Source organism: Blautia intestinalis (assembly GCF_014297355.1).
Taxonomy (GTDB): Bacteria; Bacillota; Clostridia; order Lachnospirales; family Lachnospiraceae; genus Blautia_A; species Blautia_A intestinalis.
The window spans coordinates 686,142-712,818 of sequence record NZ_JACOQE010000001.1 but is presented as its reverse complement, the minus strand read 5'-3'; the positions used below and the strand labels follow the sequence as shown (position 1 = coordinate 712,818).

Genomic DNA, 26,677 nt, shown 5'->3' with positions numbered 1-26,677 from the left:
TCCTCCTAACGATAGTAATTCAGTTTCTTTTCAAACCATTCCATAACCCACGCAACTACAAAATTGAAAATGTAGTAGAATACACCGGCGATCACAAACGGAATAACGGTTGTCTGTGCTGCCGCGATCTGTTTGGCAAGGGCAAACATCTCAATATAGGATACGGAATAAACAAGGGATGTATCTTTTACAAGGGTAATAACCTCGTTTGTCACTGACGGCAGTACGATCTTTACCACCTGCGGGAGCACGATCTTAAAAAATGTCTGGCTCTTGTTATAACCGAGAAGCTGTGCTGCCTCATACTGACCAACCGGAATAGACTCGATTCCGGAACGGTAGATTTCCGCAAAATATGCTGCATAGTTCAGGGAACATCCCAGAATGATCGCAGTAAACTTGTAGTTACCGATATTCATTCCCCAGAGGTAAAACGGTCCGAAGTACCACAGCAGCAGCTGCAGCATCAGAGGTGTACCACGCATAATAGAAATATAAGCTTTAATGATCCAGCTCAATGGTTTGAACCTGCTTACACGTCCAAAATAGACCACCATACCAAGCGGCAGGGAAAATAACAGTGTCAGACAAAAGATCAGCAGTGTCTGCCCGAACCCTACGGTAAGCTGTTGTAACATTACCTGAAAACTCATGTACTCTCCTCCATAAACCTACAAGAGGGATGCTGCCCAAAAACCGGGAAGCATCCCATTTTGTATTCTTATTGTTATTACTTATTTCTCTTCTGCTGTATCTGCTTCAGTATCATCTGCCGCTTCTGTATCGTCTTTCGCATCATCTTTTGATGCATCGTCAGAAGCTTTCAGTGTTACCATATCAGAAATTTCATATTTCTCTGCCAGCTCTGCAACTGTACCGTCATCTGCAAGTTTCTGAAGGTCTGCATTTACGATGCCACAAAGTTCATCGTTGCCTTTCTTGAAGCCGATTGCATACTGTTCGGTATTCAGCGTCTCATCAAGAATCTTGAATCCTTCCCCACGGGAATTCAGCTGATATTTTGCAACTCCGATATCGATTGCGAGTGCATCCAGAGCTCCGGCCTGCAGTTCTGTAAATGCTGTATTGTAATCAGCAAATTCATTCAGGGAACCGAATGTATCAGCCAGTTCTTTCTGTCCCCCCTCTTCTTCACTCTGAAGGAGATCCAGTGCCGCGGAAGCTGCCTGTACACCAACAGTCTTACCTGCAAGATCTGTCAGTTTGTCGATTCCGGAATCCTCTGCAACAACGATTACCTGGCTGTTGTCTACATATGGATCTGAGAATGTATAATCATCCTCTCTTCCGTTCATGGTAAATCCGTTCCAGATACAGTCAATAGATCCGGAATTCAGTTCCATATCCTTGGAATCCCAGTTGATTGGTTTTTTCTCAAGTTCCCATTCCTCAAGATCACATACTGCCTGTGCCAGTTCAAGGTCGAATCCTGTATACTCGCCATCATCGTCCATATAACCATATGGCGGATATTCTGCATCAAATCCGACGATCAGTGTCTTGTCCTCGATTCCTGCCTGTACGCTGACTGCGGATACCATTCTCATTGCCATTACTGCTGTCACCAATACTGCAACTGCTTTTTTCTTCATATCTCTATCTCCTCTTAACATATTTTCATCTTTTAGTACGTAGTCACTCTACCTCGTGAAAGTATTGATATCGTACCATACCGACTGTGCCATGTCAAGAGAATTTCATATTTTCAGACAGTAAAAAAGACAGCGGGATAAGCTGTCTTTTTTGGAGAAGGTATTTCTTCTTATGGGGTGTAGCAAAAACTATATAATGTATTGGGGGGTTTTTACGGTTATTATAGTACCACGCGTCCCCCGAAAAGTGTGCACAAACTTCACAAATTTCATCATTGCTTTTTGTTTAATTTGTACACCTCGTTTTTAATCCTCTGCATTTTCCAATGTAAAAAGTGCCTCAAACTCATCTCGCTGGATCTTTTCCTTCTCTAAAAGAAGGGCTGCGCACTTATGAAGTACATCCATATGCTGTGAAATGATCTCCCTTGCTTTTGCATGGCATTCATCGATAATACCATAAACTTCCTGATCGATCTCTTTTGCCACTTCCTCACTGTAGCTTCTTGTATGAGCCAGATCACGGCCGATAAAGACTTCATCCCCGTCATCACCATATGTGATCAGGCCGAGCTTATCGGACATACCATACTGCATCACCATTGCACGCGCAGTACTGGTCGCACGTTTGATATCATTTGATGCACCAGTCGTAATATCACCGAAGATGATTTCCTCGGCAACACGTCCGCCAAGAAGTGTCGTAATATCCTGAAGCATCTTGCCCTTTGTGTTGAACATTTCATCATTTTCCGGAAGTGGCATGGTGTATCCAGCTGCTCCCATTCCTGTCGGAATGATGGAAATCGTGTATACCGGATCCATATCCGGAAGCACATGAAACAGGATTGCATGACCCGCTTCATGATAAGCTGTGATCTTCTTTTCTTTTTCGGAAATGACTTTGCTGCGTTTCTCGGCTCCGATACCAACCTTGATAAAGGCATGCTTGATATCCGGCTGTGTGATATAGCTCCGCCCGGATCTCGCTGCCATGATCGCAGCTTCATTCAGAAGATTCTCAAGATCCGCTCCGGTAAATCCGGCTGTTGTCTGTGCAATCTGTGCAAGATTCACATCCTCGCCAAGCGGTTTGTCTTTCGCATGGACTTTAAGGATTTCTTCTCTTCCCTTTACATCCGGTCTGCCAACTGCAACCTTACGGTCAAAACGACCCGGACGCAGGATTGCAGGGTCAAGAATATCCACACGGTTGGTCGCTGCCATTACGATGATTCCCTCATTGACACCAAATCCATCCATCTCAACGAGGAGCTGATTCAGAGTCTGCTCTCTCTCATCGTGGCCACCGCCCATACCGGTACCACGCTGTCTTGCAACTGCATCGATCTCATCGATAAAAATGATACATGGTGCATGCTTCTTTCCTTCTTCAAAAAGGTCTCTGACACGGGATGCGCCTACACCGACAAACATTTCCACGAAATCAGAGCCGGAAATAGAAAAGAACGGAACGCCCGCCTCTCCGGCTACTGCTTTTGCAAGAAGTGTCTTACCTGTTCCGGGAGGGCCTACAAGGATCACTCCCTTCGGAATTCTCGCACCTACATTTGTATATTTCTGTGGTGCCTTAAGAAAATCTACCACTTCTACCAGATCTTCCTTTTCTTCCTGAAGTCCCGCAACATTCTGAAAGGTGACCTTCTTGTCATCCGGAAGCATCATTCTGGCCCGGCTTTTACCGAAATTCATCATCTTGGCATTTCCACCGCCGCCTGACATCTGACGGTTCATCATAAGGAAAAGGAAAATTACCAGCGCACCGGTAAGAAGCACCGGAAGAAGTGTCGTCATAAATACACTCTCCTGTGGAACATCTGCAATCTCAGGATGAATATCATAACTCTCCAGAGCTGCCTCAGCGTCCTTTACATCTGTTACATATACACGTTTCTGGCCTTCACCCTCGATATCCACAACAACAGATCCTGTCGGGACCTCTTTGTTCTGGTAGATCTTCGCGGATGTAACCTTTCCGTCTTTGGCAGCCTGTTTCATGCTCTCCATGGAATAGCTGCTCTGTGATGTCACCTGATTATTCAGATAAAAATAACCGGCTACGAGCATCACGATCAATACAAGATACAGGCCAATTCTGCCTGACTGTCTGTTCACCTGCTGTTTTCTCCTTTCAAATCTGGTCTGTCACTGTGAACGTATTCACTGGTCTAATTCAACCACACCGATAAACGGAAGGTTTCTGTATTTCTGTGCATAATCCAGGCCATATCCGACAACAAACTCATCCGGGATGTTGAAGCAGCAATAATCTACTTTAACGTCTCTGACTCTGCGTTCCGGTTTGTCCAGAAGTGTGCACAGATGGATGCTGTTTGGATTTCTGCCTTTCAGGATATCAATCAGATAACTTAAAGTTCGTCCTGAGTCAATGATATCCTCCACGATCAGAACGTCCTTGCCGATCAGTGGCTGATCCAGATCCTTTACGATTTTTACGACACCGCTTGATTTTGTATCATCACCGTAACTGGAAACAGACATGAAATCAAGAGATACCGGAACAGTAATTCTCTTTGCCAGTTCACAGGTAAAAAATACACCACCCTTCAGGACACAGATCATATGGATCTCTTTTCCTGCATAATCCTTGCTGATCTTTGCGGCAATCTGTCTGATTCTTGCATCCACTTCTTCTTCACTAAGTAAAACCTTGATTTTTTCGCTCATTCTAAGCTTCCTCCTTGGTATGTAATTTCCAGCACCTTCTCTGTCTGAGAAGTAATTTTATACCGTTCGCTGATCCTGCCCCCTACGATCCAGAGTATCTCATCCTTTGCAGCCACAAGAGGGATTTCCTGCCGTATCTCGCCCGGAATCTTGTCATCGATCATACAGCGTGTCAGCTTTTTGCGTCCGCCCGACTGATTAACGATCATATAATCTCCGCTTCTTCGCGTCCGGACAGACAGTTCGCAATTTATTTTATCACAATCAAACCATTTCGTATACTTTTTTTCTAAAATCTTCTCCCCCGAATATGGAAAAATACGAGTTCTGAAGGATTCATTTACCCAGCTCGTAGTTCCTTCCATGTTCAGCCCCTGTACTTCTTCCGTTCTCTCCGAAACTTCTTCTGTTTTCTTTTGAAGTTTTACACCCTCATAGCAGCGCAGCGCCTCCACTCCATAGGGAAGACTGATTTTTCTTCCGCTCTGATTTTCGTAAAGCTTCTGTACCTGTCGGATGTGTCCCGCCGTAAGATCATTCCTGTGTCCGCTTAATCGCTCAAGAATTTCTCTTACCGCATAATTCTGGAGAATTGTTTCTTTTGCAAAAAACTCTTTGTCCAGAAGATATGTCCCGGCTCCGTCGGCACAGCCTGCCGCCATCTCTTCCGCTTTTGCTTTAAAATATTCTTCGGCCTGCCGGAACAGCTCGGATGCTTCAGCCATATGTGCGACGGCCTTTGCATTGATCTCCTCTGTCATCAGAGGTAGAATATGATGCCGGATGCGGTTTCTCGTATAGTCATCTTCAAGATTACTGCTGTCCGTCATCGACGGAATTCCCGTCTCTTTTATATAATCGACAATTTCATTACGTTCTAAACAGAGAACCGGGCGGATAAATTCACCATTGACCGGTTTCAGAGCCGCCAGTCCGCGGATGCCGCTTCCTCTTGCAAGATGATGCAGCATAGTCTCCGCAACATCATTTTTGTTATGTGCAAGTGCGATCCGTATCTTCCTATCAGAAGATGTACATTTCTTTTTTTCTTCTTCAAATGCTGCCCTGCGGACCATCCTTCCCGCTTCTTCGCTTCCCATCTTCCATTCTGCTGCCAGTCGTGGCACATCATAACTGTACACACAGCACGGAATCTTCCACTCCTCGCAGATCTTCTGCACCGTTTTCTGATCCCGCAGCGCTTCTTTTCCACGAATGCCGTGATTTACATGTACCACACGCAGAGAACATTCATAATCTCCCTGAAGTCTTCGAAGGATATCCAGCATCACCATAGAATCCGGTCCGCCGGAGACTCCCGCAATCACAGTGCACTGTGGCTTTATCATCTCTGTTTCAGTAATATACTGTTTTACTTTCTGTAGCACCTGTTCCTGCATTTTATGTTTCTCCCGTGCTTTTATTTTCGAACCACGCTCGCAACCAGAACCGTCATATCATCTCTTGCCCGGTAATCGCTGTATCCCAGTACCCGTTCAAGGATTCCCCGACTCACTTCGCGTGGTGTCTCATCCTGAATATCCATAATAATCTCTTTCATTGTTTCTTCTTCACGTTCTGTCGGAAGTGCATCCAGCACCCCGTCCGTCATCATGATCAGATAATCTCCATGATAAAGTTTCCGCGAAGCCATATCAAAATCGATCCGCTGCACCAGTCCTGCCGCAAGGCTTTCTGATGAAATCGATTCCACCCAGTGGTCACGTTTGATAAATGTCGAGGCAGCCCCGGCTTTAAGGAACTCACAGATTCCCGTATAAAGATCGACGGCACAGATGTCCACCGTAGAAAACATCCCCTCCTGCCCCTTCAGCACAAGCGCGGAATTTACCATACGGGCTGCCGCTTCCTGCGTAAAACCGGATTCAAGGAACTGTTCCAGAAGTTCCACAACAATCTCACTTTCCCTGCAGGCATCCATACCCGAGCCCATACCGTCGGAAAGGCACATCACAAACTTTCCGTCTCCTTCCTGCCTGCATATATAATTATCGCCCGATATTTTTTCTTCTTCTCTTGTCAGTCTGGACACCCCATACAGCATCTGATAGCTGACATCTTCTACAAAGTGGACCGTGTGAAACTCACCATTTACAATACATCGGCTTCCTGCGGATGAGGTCATCGACGACTCGCATATCTCAGAAAGCATCTGCGAAATTTCTGTTACCGAAACGCACTGACCGCTTCTTGCACGCATATTGAGAAAAATCTGCCGACGTCCTTCTGCCTTATCCATCACCCATGCCTGCTTCAGGATCACATGTCGCTTTCGCAGCATCTTACGCAGTTCTTCCTGAAATCCCGGCTCCGCAGGGGAGATATCATAAAGGTCACTTGCCACCATTTCCATGATTCCCGCTATCTCTGTCAGTTGCTGCGCAACGGCAAGTCTGCTCTCAATCATACGGTTTGTCCACACCAGATTCTGTTTTTCATTTCGAAAATTACGTCTTATTCCATCCAGATACTGGTAAGATTTTCCACATAGTTCCGACCACTGTATCCGAAGTTCGTCAAGCTTTTCCTCATTGCCTTCTTCCATTGTCCGAACAATACTTTCCACACCTTTGCACAATTCGGCCGAACGGTTTCCCCAGCACAGTTCCCGATGATAACAACTTACACATACCTGTGCATTTGTCTCCATCAGAATATTTTCGATCTGTCCGCTGCTCAAAAATTCTTTTTTATAGGGCATTCCATAAAACGTATCTGCAAGCTTCTGAAACGAGGCCGCATAGCGTTCAACCTTTTCTTTCTGGGGATGCTCTTCACACAAAGAAAACGCTTCTTCTTTTTTTGACATTCTCCCCGTCAAAATAGTTTTTGCCATGTCCCGTAATATCAAAAGTACACTGATCACGAGCATGGCAATTATCCATTCCTGCATATATTCCCCTCCCCTAATACTTTCCTAGGAAAATATTATAAGAAGGTTTCTTTAAAATATCTGTCAAACAAGGGCGGCTGTCAAGAAAAACTTTTCTGCAAAATCTGCTTTATTTCTTATGTTACTTCTCTTCTTCAAAAACGATCTCATTTCCTTTGACAAGACCCAGCTTATCTCTCGCAACTTCTGCGATATATTCATCGGTCTGCATATATTCCTTCTGCTCATCGATCTCTTTCGTCCGGTCCTGCTCATTCTCGATGGATTGCTTAAGCGCAGCTGCCTTCGCATCATACACTGCAATACGGGCTTTCAGATTATTACTCTGCATTGTCAGCCCGACCAGAAGAATCAGAACAACGATAGCGATTGCTGCCATACCCAGATAGTTATTCGCTATTTTTTGATTGTTTCTTCTTTTTTTTGATTTTTTCAAAACGCCTGCCCCTTCTAAATTTCCTGTTACGCTTCTTTAAATGCCTATGTAGTAAAATACTACATCTTTTTACCGGAAATAGCAACAAATTTAACAAATAATTTGCAAAAAAAGCACCAATTAGTACACCGGGCAGTAAAAACAGTCGAAGTTCCCCGTAATTCCACCGGAACAACGCAAAAAACAGGAGAAATCCCGCTGCCAGCCAGTACAAAATATCCGTTGCAGACCTTATTCTGCATCTTCCAAAAAAGTGATATAACAGACCGCCGGATATTCGATACGCAGCATACAGAATCACACCGCTCATAATTGCGCGAATAAAAAGAGCAGTCTCAAATTTCATGTAACTGCTCATTTCAACGGAACATCCTTTTCAAAATAGACTCATCTTTTTTGTGTGCATTTTTTGTAAGGTATGAAAGACTGTCCACGCGGCCTTCCACCTCTGCTTCACCTTTTTCCAGATTCAGGTTTCGGACATGAAGCTGCTCACCTTTCAGTAGTATTTTCCCTGCTTCCGAAAAAAGAAGCACTTCATTTTCATTAAACGAATGAATATCCTGTACTCCGGTAATCACTGCTTTCCTCCGGTTTTCCAGCGAAAAGCAATGTACTCCGGCCGGCTGTTTCTCTTCCATCCTGATCATCCATTCAGCGTTTCCTTACTCAAAATGTATGCACACTTCGTGACAAATAGAAGTCTTTCGTATAAGTCATATTCCTTACAGATAACGGAAAAGATTTTCTGCGTCTTCCTTGCGCACGGTATCTTTCACATCAAGAACTTCCACTTTTACATTTTTGCTTCCGAACTGAATTTCAACCGTATCTCCTGCCTTCACCTGCACAGATGCCTTCGCTGGCTTGTCATTGACCAGTACACGGCCTGCATCACATGCTTCATTGGCAACAGTTCTTCTCTTGATCAGTCTCGAAACCTTCAGATATTTATCAAGTCTCATGTCAGCCTCCCCAATAAACTTATTGATAAAAGAAAAGGGGGAACTGCACGTTCCCCCGAAATACATCTTTAATTATGCATTTACCATGTCTTTCAGAGCTTTACCAGCTTTGAATTTCGGTGCTTTAGAAGCAGCAATTGTCATAGTCTCACCTGTCTGTGGGTTTCTTCCTTCTCTTGCAGCTCTTTCGCTTACTTCAAATGTACCAAAGCCTACAAGCTGGATCTTTCCACCTTTTTTTAATTCGTCTGCTACAACATCAGTAAAAGATTTTAATACAGCCTCTACGTCTTTCTTGGAAAGGTTTGTCTCTTTCGCCATAGCTGCTACTAATTCTGTTTTATTCATGGTGTTCCTCCTCTAAAAACCTCATTCTAATTTATTGCGTAATGCTTCCCGGCATATGCACGCTATTTACTATATATATACTCTTTTCGTCAAATTGTCAAGGCTTTTCCGCTCACATCTGGCTCTCATGTGCAGTTTTATCATTTTTGCTGTTGCTTTTTGCAGAGCGTTCTTTTGCTTTCAGTGCCTCCCAGGAAAGGGAACAAAGTTCTCTGTCCTCCGGTGCAAAAATCTTCGGATGACGGAATTGCATCTTATCAGTAACTCCGGAAATTACATCCTCGATCGTAAAAAGCCCTTCTTCCTGAGCGATCAGGCTGTGAAGTGCAACCTGAAACAATACATCTCCCAGTTCCTCACAGAGATTATCGCTGTCTCCGGTTTCGTTCAGCCGGTCGATCCCATCCAGCACTTCCTGTGACTCTTCTACAAGATATTTTTTCAGGCTCTCATGCGTCTGTACGCTGTCCCAGGGACATTTCTCGCGTATCTCCCGGACAACTTTTATAAATCTGTCAAATTCCTGCATATACCTGCGCCCTGATTATTTCATGGAATCAACCATGTCAAGAACTGCCTTGCCCATGATATCGGATTTTTCATCTGCATCTGCAAGAGAAGTTCCCTTAACACCATAGTAGAATTTCACCTTCGGTTCTGTTCCGGACGGACGAACACATACCCATGCATCATCAGTCAGTTCATAGTACAGAACGTTGGAATTCGGAAGACCGGTCGGTTTTACTGCTCCTGTTGTCACATCTGTAATCGTATCTGCCTTGTAATCTCTTACTGCCGTCACTTTGTGTCCTGCAAATTCTGCCGGCGGATTCTGACGCAGAGAATTCATGATCTCCTGAATCTTCTGAAGTCCTTCGATTCCCTTCATTGTTACAGACTGAATTGCATCTTTATAATAGCCGAACTGCTCATACATCTCGATCATTGCATCCCACAGAGTCTTACCCTGTGTTTTGTAGTATGCTGCTGCCTCACAAAGCGCCATAGTCGCAACGATTGCATCCTTGTCTCTTGCATATGTACCGATGAGGCAGCCATAACTTTCTTCAAAACCAAAGAGATAGGAACCTTTTCCACTGTTTTCAAAACCGAGGATCTGCTGTCCGATAAATTTGAATCCGGTCAGTACTTCGATCAGGTTTACACCGTAGCCTTTTGCGATTGCATCAGCAAGGTTTGTGGTTACGATTGTCTTGATCAGTGCACCGTCTTCCGGAAGACTTCCGTTTACTGCCTTGCGCTGGCTGAGTTCATAGTTTGCAAGAAGGCATCCTGACATGTTACCTGTCAGATCATGATATTCACCGTTTTTGTCTTTGACACGTACACCAAGACGGTCTGCATCCGGGTCTGTTGCAAGAACGAGATCTGCATCTACTTCTTTTGCAAGTTTCAGTCCAAGTTCAAAAGCTTCTGCTGCTTCCGGGTTCGGATAGCTGACTGTCGGGAAATCTCCGTCCGGAAGTTCCTGCTCTTTAACCACATATACATTCTCGAATCCGAGCTCCTTAAGGATTCTTCTTGCCGGGATGTTTCCTGTTCCGTGGAGAGGTGTATAAACGATTTTGAGGTTCTTGCCCTCTTTCTCGATTGCATCCATATGGATGACCTGTTTCTTAAGTTCTGCCATATAAGCATCGTCTACTTCTTTGCCGATTACCTGGAACAGATCAGCTTTTTCTGCTTCTGCCTTGTCCATGGTCTTAACTGTATTCCAGTCGGAGATGGACTTAACCTCTCCCATGATACCGCTGTCATGCGGCGGTGTGATCTGTGCACCGTCTTCCCAGTATACTTTGTATCCGTTGTATTCCGGCGGGTTGTGGCTGGCAGTTACGTTGATACCTGCCACGCAGCCCAGATGACGTACTGCAAAGGAAAGTTCCGGTGTCGGTCTTAAAGATTCAAAGATATAAGCTTTGATTCCGTTTGCTGCCAGACAAAGTGCTGCTTCCTCGGCAAATTCCGGAGACATATGGCGGGAATCGTATGCGATTGCAACTCCCTGTGCTTTCTTGTCTACCTTTGCGATGTAGTTTGCAAGTCCCTGTGTAGCTCTTCTGACTACATAAATGTTCATGCGGTTGGTTCCTGCACCGATAATTCCACGCAGACCTGCGGTACCAAATTCCAGATCCATATAAAAACGTTCTTTTATTTCATTTTCATCTTCTGAAATACCTTTTAATTCCTCTTTTGTTGCTTCATCGAAGTATGGGTTTGCAAGCCACTGTTCATAAATTTCTCTGTAATCCATACGGAAAATACCTCCCTGTACATTATATTTCCGATCATCTCTGACCGTTATTTATGATTTCCCATTATACACCTGTTCCCCTAAAAAAGGAAGTATATTTCACTTAAAACGGATAGCTTTCAAAGCATTTCCTGATAAAATATTCCCAGTTTTCTTTCTGTCTGACAAGATTCTGCAATTTCTCTGTATTTTTTCTGGAAACCAGTGTTTTTTTGTGTACATAATAATAGTTCGCAAGCTTCCAGTATTTCTCCGGATAGCTGAAACGAATGCGCAGATTTTCCCATTCAGATATTGTGACCGGCTTCTTCTGATGATAGGCACGCAGCATATCCATTCCGATGCGCACATCCCAGCTGTATTTTTCGAGAATTTTTCTCATAAAACGATACAGATCCGAAATCTGCACATCAAATCCCCAATGTTCAAAGTTTGTAACGGCAGTCCCCGGTTTCAGCATCAGGACATTATGCTGGTTGTATTCCCCATGACAGACTTTTCCCTGTTCAATTGCTTCTTTTCGAAGGCCGGCATAATCCGATTCTCTCAATTCCATAAGTGTCCTCTCTCCTGCTGTCAGAAAGCTTTCCACTGTAGCCAGATACAGTTTTTCAAAAGAACATACCGCTCCTTTTTTGCGGATAAAACTGCGTATCTTTTTTAATTCCTGGTTATGTCTCTGATATTCATCCTCAAGGGAAGGTTCTACATAAAATTCCACCACGGGCATCTGCATCTTCGCATGAATCTGTGCAAGCATACGGATACTGCGGAAAATATCTTCTCTGGAACGTGTATCGCACTCCCGTCCCTCATACCACTGCTGAATGGTATACGGAATCCCGTCACGATCTCTCGTAACAAGCGCACCTTCCTGGTTCGGGATATAACAGTCTACCAGGCACCCCTGTTCCGACAGTTTTTCAAGAAGTTCCTGCTGCTTCTGAAGTTTTTTCTCTGTCCCGCCAAATTCCCTTATGATGACCAGACCCTTTTCCGTCCTGCAAAGAAGCGCTCCTCTCGTACGCGCGGAAGACTCTGCATTCAGTCCGTACTGCTCCAGTATACTCAGTCCATAATCATACAAATAAAAATCCCCCTCCTGATTTGATACCTTCGTAACTGTTCAGTACCCTCGCGGAATACTACCTACTGAATAGTTACATTTTTTCTATCTTATGTCCCGATCAGAGAAGAAATGCAAAAAGGAATTTCCCGAGGCAAAAAGCCTCTCGGAAATCCCTTCGCTATTGTTTCTATAAAATTATCGTTCTTTCAGAAGTGCCAGAAGTTTTTCTCTGTCATTGTCCTGTGGATATTCCAGAACGTGATCCAGCATTTCTTTCAGGATCTCACCCAGTTCCGGGCCCGGCTTATAACCGGCACTTATCAGATCACGTCCGGTCACTGCCAGTGTTTTCAGAGAAACACACTGCTTCTGCTCCAGAACCCTGTGATAACATTCTGTCACACCTTGCAGACGGGCCGCTTTTTCTTCACGACGATACTCACTCTGCGCAAGCATATCCGCCTTTTGCACCTCAAGATACAGTGGAAATAGTTCCTCCCCGATCCGGTTGACCGCATGCCTTACTGAACGCATTTCCGGCATCGGACGATCATCATGATACCTGATCAGTCTGGTTACTTTACTGATCGTATCATTGTCAAATTTCAGGCGGCGCAGGATGGTTTTGGCCATCTTTTCACCTTCCGTTGCGTGCATCTTGAAATGATCACGTCCGCTTTCATCCGTCTTTCGCATGACCGGTTTTGCAATATCATGAAGCAGCATCGTCAGGCGAAGGACCTTATCAGGACGGATCAGCATCATACTGTGCAGGATATGCTCGCCCACCGTATAACAATGATGTGGTGTATTCTGTTCCGTCTCCATACACCGGTCAAATTCCGGCAGAAACTCTTTCGTGATTCCGGTTTCATATGCCACCCGCAGATAATCCGGATGAGGCGAAGCCAGAAGTTTCACAAGTTCAGTCTGAATTCTTTCTGCGCTGACACACTTCAGATTTGGTGCCAGTGCACGAATTCCGTTCTTTGTTTCTTTTTCAATCGTAAATCCCAACTGTGCAGAAAAACGTACCGCACGGAGAATGCGAAGCGCATCTTCATGGAAGCGTTCCATCGGATCCCCGACGCAGCGGATGATTTTCACCTGCATATCTTCCATTCCGTGAAAAAGATCGACCAGACCTCTTACCGGATGATATGCCATCGCATTGATCGTAAAATCACGTCGTTTCAGGTCTTCTTCAAGGCTCGAAGTAAACATCACCTGCTTCGGATGGCGGCCGTCTTCATAGTCTCCATCCACGCGGTAAGTCGTCACTTCATAGCCTTCTTTGTCCATCAGTACGGTTACGGTGCCATGCTGCAGACCGGTATCTACTGTGCGGTGAAAAAGCTCTTTCACCTGCTCCGGCGAAGCCGAAGTCGTGATGTCCCAGTCATCCGGTGTGCGACCCAGGATAGAATCCCGGACACAGCCGCCGACCACATAAGCTTCATAACCGTTTTCCTCTAAAATGTGCAGTATTTTTTCCGCATTGGAAGGAATCGTTAATTTCATATTAGTATGCTCTTCCCCAGTAAACCATCTTCTTCGCCGGTTTTCCACAGCATACGCAGACATCACTTAAATGTTCCTGCTCAAATGGCATACATCTGGATGTTGCCTGTACATCTTCTTTGATCTTGTCTTCGCACTCGCGGTTTCCGCACCACATAGCTTTGACAAATCCCGGTTTGTTGTTGATGGTGTCTTTGAATTCTTCATAGTTTGTTGCAACATAAGTATGAGCGTCACGATGTGCACGTGCGCGTTCCAGCATCTCTTTCTGCATGAGATCAAGAACTTCCTGAACTTTGGAAGCCAGCTCATCGAAGGAAACAACATATTTTTCTCTTGTGTCACGACGGCAGATCACAGCCTGTCCGTTCTCGATATCCTTCGGACCACATTCGATACGAACCGGAATACCACGCATTTCCTGCTCTGCAAATTTGAATCCCGGACTTCTGTCTGTATCGTCCACTTTGACACGGATGCCTGCAGCTTTCAGTGCTGCAAACAGTTCGTCTGCTTTTTCCAGAACTCCTTCTTTACGCTGCTGGATCGGGATGATCACTGCCTGTGTCGGAGCAATTCTCGGAGGCAGGACAAGTCCGCTGTTGTCACCATGAACCATAATGATCGCACCGATCATACGTGTGGTCATTCCCCATGATGTCTGGTGTACATATTTCAGCGTGTTATCCTTATCTGTGTACTGAATACCGAAAGCTTTTGCAAATCCGTCACCGAAGTTATGGCTGGTACCGGACTGAAGCGCCTTACCGTCATGCATCAGGGATTCGATCGTATACGTAGCTACCGCACCTGCAAATTTTTCCTTGTCTGTTTTCTGGCCTTTGATAACCGGAATTGCAAGAACTTCTTCACAGAAATCAGCATACAGATTCAGCATCTGGATTGTTCTCTCTTCTGCTTCTTCTGCTGTTGCATGAGCAGTGTGTCCTTCCTGCCACAGGAACTCTCTGGAACGAAGGAACGGACGTGTTGTTTTTTCCCAGCGCACTACGGAACACCACTGGTTGTATACTTTCGGCAGATCTCTGTGGGACTGGATATCTTTCTGATAGAAATCGCAGAACAGAGTTTCAGAAGTCGGACGTACACAGAGGCGTTCCTGAAGTTCATTCAGTCCGCCATGCGTCACCCATGCTACTTCCGGTGCAAAACCTTCTACGTGGTCTTTTTCTTTCTGCAGAAGAGATTCCGGAATAAACATCGGCATGTATACATTCTGTACACCTGTCTCTTTGAATCTGCTGTCAAGTTCATGCTGAATGTTTTCCCAGATTGCATAACCTGCCGGTTTGATTGCCATGCATCCTTTTACACTTGTGTAACCGCACAGTTCTGCTTTTTTTACAACATCCGTATACCACTGTGCAAAATCTTCATCCATGGAAGTGATCGCTTCTACTAATTTCTTTGCCATGATTTTCTCCTTTTCTGATTTCGTTATGCACCGGGCAGATAAGCAACAAAAAAAGCCCTTCTGATCCCGGTAAAGGGACCGAAGGACTTCGGCGGTACCACCCTAATTAGCAATTAAAATAACAATTACTCTCTCAATATCCTTTAACGCCGGATCTACGCTGTACTTCAGTTATACAGAGCTCCGAGGCCGGTTCCATGATTCACGCACAGGATCCTTCCACCATGCAGATCCCTCTCTGAGATTGCTCCTCATGTACTATTCTCATCATCGCCGGATATGTGTGTCGGAGCCTTAAGCTCTGGCACATTTGATATATATTTTATGCGAAATATCCTACGATGTCAAGGGGCTGATTCACAGAACACCATTGGAATATGTGAATTTGTTACTGTTCTCAGACAGTAATATCAATCTTTCTTCCACTTCTTTTGTATTTGTAATAGCGCACACCTGCTGCGTCCATCATCCGCTTGGATGCGATCACAGACGGCGTATGTTCATATTTGTCACAGTCATAGATCACAGTCTTGATTCCTGCCTGAATGATCGCTTTTGCACATTCGTTACATGGAAACAGGGAAACATAGAGTTTCGCACCTTCCAGACTTCCCCCACGATAATTCAGGATTGCATTGAGTTCACTGTGTGTCACATACAGATATTTGGTATCCAGTGGCTCGCCTTCTCTCGCCCATGGGAATTCATCATCAGAACATCCCTTCGGAAATCCGTTGTACCCCATGGAAAGGATCTTATTGTCCTCACTGACAATGCACGCTCCTACCTGTGAATTCGGATCTTTGGAGCGCATCCCGGAAAGCATTGCCACACCCATAAAGTATTCATCCCAGGAAATGTAATCCTGTCTTTTCTGTATATGTACTGCCATTACAAAATCCCCCTTACAGATACCGGCTTCCCACAAAATGCAGGAGGCCGGTATTTAAAATTCATATGTTTATTTAAATTTCCGGATATGCATCCGTAATGTCTGTATCTTCCTCGATCTGACTGATGCGACGGATATGACGCTCGTCCTCCGAGAACGGAGTGTTCAAGAATGTATCCACGATCTTAACTGCAAGCCCCGGTCCTACAACTCTTCCGCCCATTGCAAGAATATTGGCATTGTTGTGAAGACGTGTTGCCTCTGCACTGAAACAGTCTGAACAGAGTGCTGCACGGATTCCTTTGAATTTATTGGCAGTGATAGAAATACCAATACCGGTTCCGCATACCAGTATCCCCTTTTCACAGTCTCCGTTCTGAATTGCAATTGCAACTCTCTTTGCATAGATCGGATAATCTGTGGCATCTGTGCTGTCACATCCGAAATCCTGATATTCTATATGGTTCTCCTCCAAATATTTGATAATTTCCTGTTTCAGTTCATAACCACCATGGTCACATCCTAATGCTATCATTTCTTTTCCTCCTGTGCATTTATAATTTTATGTCCTGCTGCCTTTAAAAGGCGGTTCATAATAGCCTGTCCCATCCTCGGCGTATAAAATGCCTCTGAGTAGATCAGATCTACCCGGTCATCATCAAAGCTTCGAAGCACTTCATAAAGATGATGTGCGATCGTTTCTTCTTCTTCTCTGCTTCCGATACTGAATACATCAGCGTGTGCATAACAGTCTTTTGTCTCATTAGTTGCGATCACGCCGACTTTAAGACCTTTTTTCTCTGCCTCTGCACTCAGTCGGTTAATGCAGTCTATTACCTGCGCCTCTGTCCCTTCCACTATGGAAAGATCAGCTTTCGGTGCATAATGACGGTATTTCATGCCCGGTGCCTTCGGATGTACACTGTTATCCGTGATCAGAAGCCCCCGGTCCATACGGACATCCCCCAGCGTTTCTTTCAGCATTTCCAGTGAAATATATCCAGGCCTTAAAACTACCGGAACATCCTCGGTGAAATCTACGATCGTAGACTCCAGACCGATTCCCACCTGTCCTCCGTCGATGATCATATCGATCGCATCACCGAGGTCTTCTTCTACATGCTCTGCCATCGTCGGACTCGGCCTTCCTGATGTATTGGCACTCGGTGCCGCAACAAAACCGCCGGCAGCTTTGATCAGTTCCTGTGCAATCCTGTCACTTGGGAAACGGACAGCCACACTGTCCAGTCCTCCGGTCGTCTCCTTCGGTACAATGTCCGCCTTCGGAAGGATCATTGTCAGCGGACCCGGCCAGTATTTTTCCGCCAGAATCTTTGCACCTTGTGGAATCTCTGTCGTAATCTCTGCAAGCTGATCAGCCTCTGCAATATGAACGATCAGCGGGTTATCTGACGGTCTTCCCTTCGCTGCATATATTTTCATGGAAGCCTGTGGATCCAGTGCGTTTCCGCCGAGCCCGTAAACCGTCTCCGTCGGAAATGCCACAAGTCCGCCTGCTTTCAGGATGTCTCCTGCTCTTTTTATGGCATCCATATCCAGATTTTCGCTGGTCATTGCCACAATCTGCGCTCTCATATCTTATGCTTCCTCTCATTTATCTGTATTGTTTTTCATTATAGTCTAAATCCGTTAATTCTACAAGTCAGTTTATCTTCACGATATAGGTCGGATATTCCGAATCCTGAAATACCACTTCGCCCAGACTTTTCAGAAGGTCATTATTCAGGTCAGCCCCGTACTTGTTCCGCTCGCACGAACCGACAAAAATATAAGAAACATTGTAATTTTCCAGTAACTCTTTTACTCTTGTCTCATCCGTTGAAGTATAGATTTCTTTTATTTCTTCTATTTTTGCATTCAGATCTGCCAGGTCGCCTCTCCACAGCCATTCATGTACATACCAGCCCATGATCGTCGGAAGGCCGGTCATCGCGGATACTCGTTCATATTCGGAATAGCTGTCACCATTTGCTTCAAGAACGACCGGCGCATCTGAAATATTTTCTTTCAGCCACCGGATACCATTTACATCTTCCGGAAAATCCGTCTCCAGAAATGCCGTTGCATTCAACCCTTTATACTGTGACGGCTTCCAGACTTCACCAAACCAGGAATGTACGCTGTTTCCAAAATATCCACAAGTCCACACAAAGAAAAACAGTCCGATGAATGCCAGCACCTTCAAAATCTTATTTTTGCCAATGACAAGCAGACGGAAGATCGCATAAATCATTGTCATACCAAACATAATATATGCCTGATAAGTCAGTTTGAACATGGTATTGGCTCTGGCATTTCCGTTTTCATAAATATCGCGGACATATACAAGTTCCGGAATCAGGACGAGTCCAATCGCGCAAAGTCCCAGAAGTACTGCAAAAAGATCCGGCAGTCTGATCGACGCAAGCAGATGGTAAAGAGATTTCTGCTCTGCCCCACGCAGTTTCTCTACGAGCAGCGAAACTACAAACAAAATCGTCAGGATCCCCGGCAGTCCCCAGAGCACCAGAAGCTGATGTGGCAGAGAATGATGCTTCGCAAGTGCGATTCCCTGTACCATATTGCTGGTATCAAACTGCAGTGTAAACGGTAGAATAATCACAGTTGCCAGAATCAGGACTTCTGCAGCCTGCGCTGCAGTTACTCCAAGTACCCATTTGCTTCGGCCTTTTTGTCCGATAATATTCATAAACAGTGCCGCTCCGCAGGTCACCACAAAATAGATTACAAAATCCCAGTAGTTTGTCCAGTGGAACATTCCGAGAAGTGCACCTGCGGCCAGAAGCTGCGGCATCAGAAGCTGTTTTTTCCAGAATTGTTTCCGGCTCATACTTTCTCCTGAAAGCTCTGCCGTTCTTACTTTTTTCATCCATGCATAAAGAAGCCCCAGAAGTAAAAGCACAAACATAATATCAACCACATGTGCATGCAGGTCTCCGAGTACGAAGGAATAGCATGGAAATTCATGGATCGTCTTATCCTCTACATCCGGGTTGAATCCGATATAACGCGTGGCATCCGGAAACCAGTAACTGCTGACTTCCTCACCTTTTAATTTCCGGATAAACGGAATGATCTGCCCATAGACCACATAGTGCATATTGCCAGCTATGGAAACAGAAATTCCCGCCAGGATTCCTGTCACGGACGGCAGTGCTTTTTTCCATCTGCTTCCGGTCTTTCCGAGACGGTCAGTCACCATCTGATGTACCAGCGAAAACGGCATCGCGAAAGCAAGTCCTGCCACAAACGTCCTCATAAGATTGTAAGTGAGCTCTACTTTTGCCCCGGACAGTTTCGTCAGAAATACTGCAAAATACTGTCCGCCATAATAGTAATTAATTTTCCCCTGTGAATACCAGAGGTCTGTCGCCGGCAGTGTTTTGCTCCGCATCATGGCCTCCATGAAACCATAATCCATAAACTTTTCTGTACCATATGCCGCCGGATGGAAGCCCGCAAAATAAGTCCAGAGAAGAAATGCCGCAAAAAACAGAAGTTCTTCTGCATATACCAGATCCAGATGCACAAACGGAATGCATTCAAATCCGGCTTTTTGTTCCCTGCAATATAAAATAAGCGAAGCTGCCGCACAGACCAGTGTCACCACAATACAGGTGCCTGTCGTAAATTTAATAATTTTTACCGCAACCAGAAACCAGGTAAGGAAACCACTTACGGCAATCGCCGTCACTTTTGAAAACATCCAGCCTCTGTCCTGAAATCTCCGGAACAGTCGCCCGGTCAGCGGCATAGCAGCCACGCCCATTACCAGCGCAAGCAGATACCATGTCCAGAACGTCCACACATCTCCCTGCAAAAGAAATGCAGACAGTGCGACCAGCAAAAGTGCCGGTATTATTTTAAAAATCTGTTTGGTTATCGTTTCAGGTTTCATAAATCCTTATTCTCCCATCTTCTGATTCATAAACCAGTGTAAACGCACTGGCAATCGTATCTTCTCTGCAGGCTTCCTGCTCGTATTGCATTCCTTCTTCATAAAGAACGTATGTAATTTTTTCCTGTTTTACAAGCTTCTTTATTGCCTCCGCATCGGTGGAGCTGTAGATTTCTTTTGCTTTCGCTGCACGGTCATATGTATCATATCCTGCTGACCACGCATAATACGGCCATCCCATATACATCATCACACCGGACATCGTCACTTCATTGATGCTGTATTCCGGTGTCAGGATCAGGTCGTTATGATCCAGATGCTCCGCGAGCCACTCAGTCACTTCACTTCTCATATTCACAGTCACACGATGGCCGGAATCATTGTCTTTCAAAATAACCACAAAATCATAGATTCCCGTAATGCTAAGTGCAATTGTAAGAAGCACCGCCACGATCTTGCCGCCGATTTTTCTCTGAAACAATTTAAGGACTGCAAGGCTCCAGAAAATTGCAAGAAACGCATACGCAATCATAATATATTTGTGGTTCACTGCAATGTCCGGAGTCAGTGACATACAGAATGCAAAGATCAGTGGAAAGAAAAAACTTACCAGTGCAGCCCTCTGCCTGCGTTCTCTCAGAAAAAGCGCGATCAGCACAGCTCCCACAAAAAAGACGCCGCTCATCTGGATCAGATACCAGAGTACTCCTGTAATACTTTTGTTTTCTGACAGGAATCCCCAGTAAAAGGACGGACTTACCGCGTTCCCCCAGATAAAGATCTTTGTCTGAAGCACAGAAAAAATCACTGATGTTACCGCCAGAATCAGATAATCCAGCTTCCCATCGGAAAACACGGCAAATCCCATCAGGATCAGAAGTCCGCCGATCACTGCCGCCCCGTTCCAGAAAGAAGTAAGACCGAGGAGCATTCCTGCAAGCAACGCAGTTTCTGAATGCACGCAGAGCCATGCTTTCTTTGTAAAAATGCGTCTTTTTATCCAGTGTACACCTCTCTCCGGAGCGCTGCATCCGGCTTCGAGCCAGTCCATAAATACCCAGAGCACGATTGCAACGATCAGAAGGCCGAATGCCAGATGACGCTGATTCAGATATACATTAAAATTCCAGAGTCCCCAGTTTTCATTTGTCGTGTAGCCGATAAACGTTGTATTGTCTCTCAGTGTCGTCCAGAGATCGCCTGCATTCAGATGTTCTATAACAAAGCGAAAAAAACTTAAAGAACTTCTGAAAAAGAAGAAAAATACTGTCAGCACTCCGGCTGCAAAGCTTCCGGTAAGACGCTTCGCCATATGATACAGAAAGATCAGAAATCCCAGAAGCACAAGAACACTTACCACATTGTACGCAAAATCCAGACGCAGTCCCAGAAATTCAAGATTTCCCACAAAAAACTGGAACATAAAGTGGTACTTTACATCCTGACCGCCAAAATGCGGATACTCTGTCGGGAAATTGTTCCCCATAGAAAAAGACCGCATCATCGCCGTATGCGGCGCATAATCCCCGTAAACCGTATAACCGCTGTACAGCACTCCGTCTTTGATAAAAAAGACATAAAACATGATCCAGATCAGAAAGACCAGTAAAGCACCGAAAAACACTGCTTCTTTTCGAAACAGCCTGCGGTCCGTAATCAACCCTGTTTCCAGAATCCCCTTAAAGGTCCCCGCCTTATGGTATCTTTTCCAGTAAAGAATCACCACGATCAATACCGCCACCGGCATGACAACTGCATTCGCATAAATCAGTGGATGGACTGCACCGGCCTCGCTTGCTGCCCATGCAGTCATATAAGTTGCCCATCCCATTATAAGTACACCTGTGCCAAAAGCAGCTGCCAGAGTAAGCCAGATCTGATTATATCCGGATTTTTTTGAAAGCAGCAGCCCCGCCGGCTCTTTTCCGATAAGCATGCACAGAACCAGATAAATTACACCTAACATCATACACCTCTTCTGTAAATCTCTGTATAAAATACTTTCCATTTATACAGCAACAGTATAGCAAAGGAATTTTCTTATGGCAAACAAACTTCTTTTATTTTCATGGAAGTTCACAATATCTACACTTTTTGCTCTTTACTGCGCATTCAGATATGTACGGATTCCCTCGCTGACGGCGGCGGCAACTTTTTCCTGATATTCTTTTGTCTGAAGTTTCTGCGCCTCCTCCGGATTAGTCAGAAAACCGCATTCCACGATCACAAGTGTTCCACTGCTTCTTTTGAGCAGATAATAGCTTGTATTTCCCTTTACCTCCCGTGGCCGGTCCACCTCGAGCTGATTATTCAGACTACTCTGGACTGCCTCTGCCAGTTTTTTCCCTTCCACAGAGCTTTCATAATAAAACACCTGCGGTCCGTGCACGCCCTCATCCTGATAGCTGTTCTGGTGAATACTGACAGAAAGCACCGGCGCATATTCCCGGATCATCGCAATCCGACGCTGCATATCCTGTGCTTTTTTGTTCGCTGCGCTGCTGTCATACAGGCCTTTATCCTCTTCCCTTGTCATGATAACTGAATATCCGGATTTTTCAAGTGTATCCCGAAGGAGCAGCGAAATAGAAAGATTGATACCTTTCTCTTCCAGCCCACCCACACCAATCATCCCCGGATCGCTTCCGCCATGTCCCGCATCAACAAGGATCAGCGGACCGGCAGCTTTCTGTGCCCCCCGTTCCGTCTGATTCACAGAAATAACAGCGGCCTGTCTGGATAACAGGTAAAAACATACCAGCAGCAGACAGGCCATTGTCAGTTCGATTCTGTATTTTTTCATGCAGTTACACCTCTGCACATTTTCTTTTTATGTATATGCACAGAGTTTTTCGCCTAACACCTTACTCGTATTTTACGATTTCTTTTTTCAGTCGCTTCATGATCCGTTTTTCCAGTCTGGATATATACGACTGTGAAATCCCAAGAAGATCTGCGACTTCTTTCTGCGTTTTTTCCTTTCCCTCTGCATTATTCAGTCCGAACCGCAGACGGATGATCGTCTGTTCTCTCGGACTTAATTTGTTGATTGCTTTTGCGAGCAGAGTGATCTCTACTTCGTCTTCCATCCGTCTCGAGATCACATCTTCATCTGTTCCGAGGATATCTGACAAAAGAAGTTCATTGCCATCCCAGTCTACATTCAGCGGTTCATCAATCGAAACCTCCATTTTGGTCTTGCTGTTGCGACGCAGATACATAAGGATCTCATTTTCAATGCATCTGGAAGCATACGTTGCAAGTTTAATATTTTTGACCGGATTAAATGTATTGATTGCCTTTATAAGACCGATCGTACCGATTGAGATCAGATCTTCCACTCCGACTCCTGTATTGTCAAATTTCTTTGCAATGTACACCACAAGCCTTAAATTATGCTCGATCAGCAGAGATCTTGCCTCCTGTTCCTGTTCTGTCTTAAGCTTACTGATCACGTAAGCTTCCCTTTTGGGTTCCAGTGGTGCCGGTAAGACATCACTTCCTCCGATATAATACAGTCCTCTCGATCTTGAAAGAACCAGTTTCTGAAAAACCTGAAACGGACTATAATCCATCCCTGCTGCCGATCTGCTCATATCCTGCCCCTCCTAATGCAATAATCTGGAATTCAGTAATACTTTGTATTCTTTTCCCAAAGCAAAAGGTTCCGGTGATAGTGCGACAACCGGCTCTTTTATATGAACCGTATTCCCTTGGATCTGAATACAAAGTTCCTCCAGTGTCACAGCCAGAAGCAGCCGCTCTCCCCGTCCCACAGTCCGGCAGAACAGATAGTGCGGCTTAAGCCCGGCTATCTCTGTACTTTTTATTTCCTCAGGCTTTTCCTGCAGGCATGCAAGTCTTTCTGTCAGATTTTCCGGCAAGAGCATTTCCATAAGTTCCCATGACACAATAGAAACCGGAGTACCGCTCACCGGATCAGCAAGCAGATTTCCTGTGTCTACGAATCCCTGTGTCTGCTGTTTCCGTCCGCAGTATTTCAAAACTACCGGATAGGATCCGCTTCTCACATGTTCCGTAACATCCAGAAGGTGGATCACAATGCTGATTCCCAGATAGGTTCCAAACGCACACAGTACAAAAATCACTCCGGTCGTTCGGGTATTTCCCATCACTTCCGTCCAGATCCCACCGCTTAGGAATGCAAGCACATAAAATATCAGAACCGCCATTGCAAGTCTTTTCCATGACCGGATCGGATAAGCAAGCCGGATTATTCCAGCTGCACAGAAAATCTGTACAATGCTCCACAGTCGTGGAATCTGATCTGCCGGTATACAGACACTGATACTTGAAAAAAGTGCACCGCCTGCCGCTGCCATAAGGCATCTCCGGCGGTTCCTGCCTTCTCTTATAAAAAATCCGGTCAGTCGCAGAAGAATATAATCCATCAGAAAGTTTGCTGCAAATACAGCATCTATGTATACATCCTGATACATAAAAAAAGCCCCCTGCAGCCTATAAATCCTTCACTTTGGTAAGTGAACTCATTATAGGTGACAGGGGGTGCGGATTTTGTCAAAACCGCGTGTCGTATGGCAAGAATTTCTCGTGTCCGTTCGACAGATTATTTATTCTCTTCCTGTACCTCGATCTTACGGATCGTTTTGTTTTTGATTTCTTCTTTGATCGCGCTCATGAAATCTCCAAGGTCTTTCATTCCTTCATCACCAAGGTAACGGCTTCTTACAGAAACTTTACCCTCTTCCTCTTCTTTTGCACCGACAACCAGCATGTACGGTACTCTCTCAAGACGTGCTTCACGGATCTTGTAACCCATCTTTTCGGAACGTCTGTCAACAGAGCAGCGGATTCCTTCTTCTTTCATCTGTGCTTCTACCTTGTCAGCATAAGCATTGAATTTTTCGGAAATTGGGATCACACGTACCTGTTCCGGGCAGAGCCATGTCGGGAACATACCTGCATATTTTTCGATCAGCCATGCCAGTGTTCTCTCATAGCATCCCATAGAGGTACGGTGGATGATGTACGGACGTTTCTTATCTCCGTTTTCATCAATATAGTACATATCAAACTGTTCAGCAAGAAGGGCATCCCACTGAATTGTGATCATAGTATCTTCTTTTCCGTATACATTCTTTGCGTTGATATCAACTTTTGGTCCGTAGAATGCAGCTTCTCCGACATCCTCTGTGAATGGAATATTCAGTTCTTGGAGCATCTGACGGATATGTCCTTCTGTCTCTTCCCATACTTCCGGCTCGCCGATGTATTTTTCTCTGTTGGTCGGATCCCATTTTGACAGATGGTAGGTTACATCTTCTTCTACACCGAGAACCTGCAGGCAGTACTGCGCAAGTGCGATACAGTCTTTAAATTCCTTAACCATCTGATCCGGTCTCACGATCAGATGACCTTCGGAAATTGTAAACTGACGAACTCGTGTCAGACCATGCATCTCTCCTGAATCCTCATTACGGAACAGTGTAGATGTTTCACCATAACGAAGTGGAAGGTCACGGTAACTGTGCTGTTCTGCTTTGTATACATAATACTGGAACGGACATGTCATCGGACGAAGTGCAAATACCTCTTTGTCATTTTCCTCGTCACCAAGTACGAACATACCGTCTTTGTAATGATCCCAGTGTCCGGAGATCTTATACAGATCGCTCTTGGCCATCAACGGTGTCTTTGTTCTTACATAGCCACGTTTTGTCTCTTCATCCTCGATCCATCTCTGCAGTTCCTGCATCATGATCACACCGTTTGGCATGATCAGCGGAAGTCCCTGACCGATTACATCTACAGTTGTGAAGATCTTCATCTCACGGCCGAGTTTGTTGTGGTCACGTCTCTTTGCTTCTTCCATCTGCTCAAGATGTTCTTTCAGTTCATCTTTGGATGCATAAGCTGTTCCGTAGATACGTGTCAGCATTGCGTTCTTTTCGCTTCCTCTCCAGTAAGCGCTGGAAGATGAAAGAAGTTTGAATGCCTTGACACCTTTCACGCTCATCAGGTGCGGGCCTGCGCAGAGGTCTGTCCAGTCTCCCTGAGAATAGAAAGAAATTTCGGCATCTTCCGGAAGATCTTCGATCAGTTCTACTTTGTATGGCTCATTTTTCTCTTTGAAATAAGCAATTGCATCTTCTCTGGATTTTGTGAAACGTTCGATCTTTGCACCTTTTTTGATGATCTTTTTCATTTCTTTTTCGATTGCATCAAGATCCTCACGTGAGAATGGTTCGTGTGCAAAGTCATAGTAAAATCCTGTATCAATAGAAGGTCCGATTGCAACCTTTGCTTCCGGATATAAATTCTGTACTGCCTGAGCAAGAACATGAGATGCTGTATGACGAAGAACAGCAAGTCCTTTTTCGTCTTTTGCAGTCAGAATATTCAGTTCGCAGTCACTGTCAAGTACAGTACGGAGATCTACAACTTCTCCGTTCACTTCTCCGGCACATGCAGCACGTGCAAGACCTTCGCTGATGTCATAAGCAATGTCGATTACGGATTTTGCTTCGGAATACTCTTTTTTGGATCCGTCTTTTAATGTGATGATCATAGTTTTGAACTCCTTTTGTGTTTGAATA

At 45.0% G+C, this 26,677-nt stretch carries 25 protein-coding genes and 1 other annotated feature; all 25 genes read right to left on the bottom strand.

Annotated features, from left to right (window positions below; translation table 11 throughout):
- Window positions 1-5: 5 nt before the first annotated feature.
- On the bottom strand, window positions 6-653 hold the full coding sequence (locus H8Z79_RS03270) for an amino acid ABC transporter permease (protein ID WP_118039801.1): 648 nt from the start codon (window positions 651-653) through the stop codon (window positions 6-8).
- 81 nt (window positions 654-734) lie between these two features.
- Entirely contained in the window at window positions 735-1,613 is an 879-nt protein-coding gene (locus tag H8Z79_RS03265; RefSeq protein WP_118039802.1) for an amino acid ABC transporter substrate-binding protein, read from the bottom strand.
- A 306-nt stretch (window positions 1,614-1,919) separates the two neighbouring features.
- Window positions 1,920-3,701, bottom strand: a complete 1,782-nt coding sequence (ftsH, locus tag H8Z79_RS03260; RefSeq protein ID WP_187002729.1) for an ATP-dependent zinc metalloprotease FtsH — start codon at window positions 3,699-3,701, stop codon at window positions 1,920-1,922.
- A 93-nt stretch (window positions 3,702-3,794) separates the two neighbouring features.
- A complete protein-coding gene (gene hpt / locus H8Z79_RS03255) occupies window positions 3,795-4,322 on the bottom strand; it encodes a hypoxanthine phosphoribosyltransferase (protein ID WP_118039804.1) in 528 nt (175 codons plus the stop codon).
- Window positions 4,319-5,722, bottom strand: coding sequence for a tRNA lysidine(34) synthetase TilS (gene tilS, locus H8Z79_RS03250; RefSeq protein ID WP_118039805.1), 1,404 nt, complete (start codon window positions 5,720-5,722; stop codon window positions 4,319-4,321). The genes hpt and tilS overlap by 4 nt, the downstream gene beginning before the upstream one ends.
- Window positions 5,723-5,742: 20 nt before the next feature.
- Complete coding sequence (locus tag H8Z79_RS03245) at window positions 5,743-7,236, bottom strand: SpoIIE family protein phosphatase (protein WP_118039806.1); 1,494 nt, start codon at window positions 7,234-7,236, stop codon at window positions 5,743-5,745.
- Window positions 7,237-7,357: 121 nt separating this feature from the next.
- Window positions 7,358-7,672, bottom strand: a complete 315-nt coding sequence (locus H8Z79_RS03240; RefSeq protein WP_225876901.1) for an FtsB family cell division protein — start codon at window positions 7,670-7,672, stop codon at window positions 7,358-7,360.
- The gene (yabQ, locus tag H8Z79_RS17575) at window positions 7,626-8,018 is read right to left on the bottom strand and encodes a spore cortex biosynthesis protein YabQ (RefSeq protein ID WP_182279608.1); all 393 of its coding nucleotides are present in this window, start codon (window positions 8,016-8,018) and stop codon (window positions 7,626-7,628) included. The genes H8Z79_RS03240 and yabQ overlap by 47 nt, the downstream gene beginning before the upstream one ends.
- A gap of 13 nt (window positions 8,019-8,031) precedes the next feature.
- The gene (gene yabP, locus H8Z79_RS03230) at window positions 8,032-8,322 is read right to left on the bottom strand and encodes a sporulation protein YabP (protein ID WP_118039808.1); all 291 of its coding nucleotides are present in this window, start codon (window positions 8,320-8,322) and stop codon (window positions 8,032-8,034) included.
- 75 nt (window positions 8,323-8,397) lie between these two features.
- The gene (locus tag H8Z79_RS03225) at window positions 8,398-8,637 is read right to left on the bottom strand and encodes an RNA-binding S4 domain-containing protein (RefSeq protein ID WP_015542300.1); all 240 of its coding nucleotides are present in this window, start codon (window positions 8,635-8,637) and stop codon (window positions 8,398-8,400) included.
- 72 nt (window positions 8,638-8,709) lie between these two features.
- Window positions 8,710-8,985, bottom strand: a complete 276-nt coding sequence (locus H8Z79_RS03220) for an HU family DNA-binding protein (protein WP_015542299.1) — start codon at window positions 8,983-8,985, stop codon at window positions 8,710-8,712.
- 112 nt (window positions 8,986-9,097) lie between these two features.
- Complete coding sequence (locus H8Z79_RS03215) at window positions 9,098-9,514, bottom strand: MazG nucleotide pyrophosphohydrolase domain-containing protein (protein WP_118039809.1); 417 nt, start codon at window positions 9,512-9,514, stop codon at window positions 9,098-9,100.
- A gap of 15 nt (window positions 9,515-9,529) precedes the next feature.
- A complete protein-coding gene (locus tag H8Z79_RS03210; protein ID WP_118039810.1) occupies window positions 9,530-11,263 on the bottom strand; it encodes a phospho-sugar mutase in 1,734 nt (577 codons plus the stop codon).
- Between the two features lie 103 nt (window positions 11,264-11,366).
- On the bottom strand, window positions 11,367-12,350 hold the full coding sequence (locus tag H8Z79_RS03205; protein ID WP_118039811.1) for a protein kinase family protein: 984 nt from the start codon (window positions 12,348-12,350) through the stop codon (window positions 11,367-11,369).
- A 177-nt stretch (window positions 12,351-12,527) separates the two neighbouring features.
- A complete protein-coding gene (locus H8Z79_RS03200; protein ID WP_118039812.1) occupies window positions 12,528-13,853 on the bottom strand; it encodes a CCA tRNA nucleotidyltransferase in 1,326 nt (441 codons plus the stop codon).
- 1 nt (window position 13,854) lies between these two features.
- Complete coding sequence (gene proS, locus H8Z79_RS03195; RefSeq protein ID WP_015542295.1) at window positions 13,855-15,288, bottom strand: proline--tRNA ligase; 1,434 nt, start codon at window positions 15,286-15,288, stop codon at window positions 13,855-13,857.
- A 70-nt stretch (window positions 15,289-15,358) separates the two neighbouring features.
- Window positions 15,359-15,568: a binding site (T-box leader), on the bottom strand.
- Between the two features lie 117 nt (window positions 15,569-15,685).
- Entirely contained in the window at window positions 15,686-16,180 is a 495-nt protein-coding gene (locus tag H8Z79_RS03190; RefSeq protein WP_015542294.1) for a deoxycytidylate deaminase, read from the bottom strand.
- Between the two features lie 73 nt (window positions 16,181-16,253).
- Complete coding sequence (gene rpiB, locus H8Z79_RS03185) at window positions 16,254-16,715, bottom strand: ribose 5-phosphate isomerase B (protein WP_015542293.1); 462 nt, start codon at window positions 16,713-16,715, stop codon at window positions 16,254-16,256.
- Window positions 16,712-17,776, bottom strand: coding sequence for an L-threonylcarbamoyladenylate synthase (locus tag H8Z79_RS03180; RefSeq protein ID WP_118039813.1), 1,065 nt, complete (start codon window positions 17,774-17,776; stop codon window positions 16,712-16,714). The genes rpiB and H8Z79_RS03180 overlap by 4 nt, the downstream gene beginning before the upstream one ends.
- Before the next feature lie 67 nt (window positions 17,777-17,843).
- Window positions 17,844-20,099, bottom strand: coding sequence for a DUF2298 domain-containing protein (locus tag H8Z79_RS03175; RefSeq protein WP_118039814.1), 2,256 nt, complete (start codon window positions 20,097-20,099; stop codon window positions 17,844-17,846).
- Window positions 20,089-22,068: a hypothetical protein gene (locus H8Z79_RS03170; RefSeq protein WP_225876900.1), complete on the bottom strand. Its 1,980-nt coding sequence runs from the start codon at window positions 22,066-22,068 to the stop codon at window positions 20,089-20,091. The genes H8Z79_RS03175 and H8Z79_RS03170 overlap by 11 nt, the downstream gene beginning before the upstream one ends.
- A 132-nt stretch (window positions 22,069-22,200) precedes the next feature.
- On the bottom strand, window positions 22,201-22,902 hold the full coding sequence (locus H8Z79_RS03165; protein WP_118039816.1) for an N-acetylmuramoyl-L-alanine amidase: 702 nt from the start codon (window positions 22,900-22,902) through the stop codon (window positions 22,201-22,203).
- Between the two features lie 61 nt (window positions 22,903-22,963).
- Window positions 22,964-23,674 carry an RNA polymerase sporulation sigma factor SigE gene (sigE, locus tag H8Z79_RS03160; protein ID WP_408609892.1) on the bottom strand — a complete coding sequence of 237 codons (711 nt, stop codon included), beginning with the start codon at window positions 23,672-23,674 and terminating at the stop codon, window positions 22,964-22,966.
- 33 nt (window positions 23,675-23,707) lie between these two features.
- Entirely contained in the window at window positions 23,708-24,559 is an 852-nt protein-coding gene (locus tag H8Z79_RS03155; RefSeq protein ID WP_118039817.1) for a sigma-E processing peptidase SpoIIGA, read from the bottom strand.
- 128 nt (window positions 24,560-24,687) lie between these two features.
- Complete coding sequence (thrS, locus tag H8Z79_RS03150; protein WP_118039818.1) at window positions 24,688-26,649, bottom strand: threonine--tRNA ligase; 1,962 nt, start codon at window positions 26,647-26,649, stop codon at window positions 24,688-24,690.
- Window positions 26,650-26,677 lie beyond the last annotated feature (28 nt).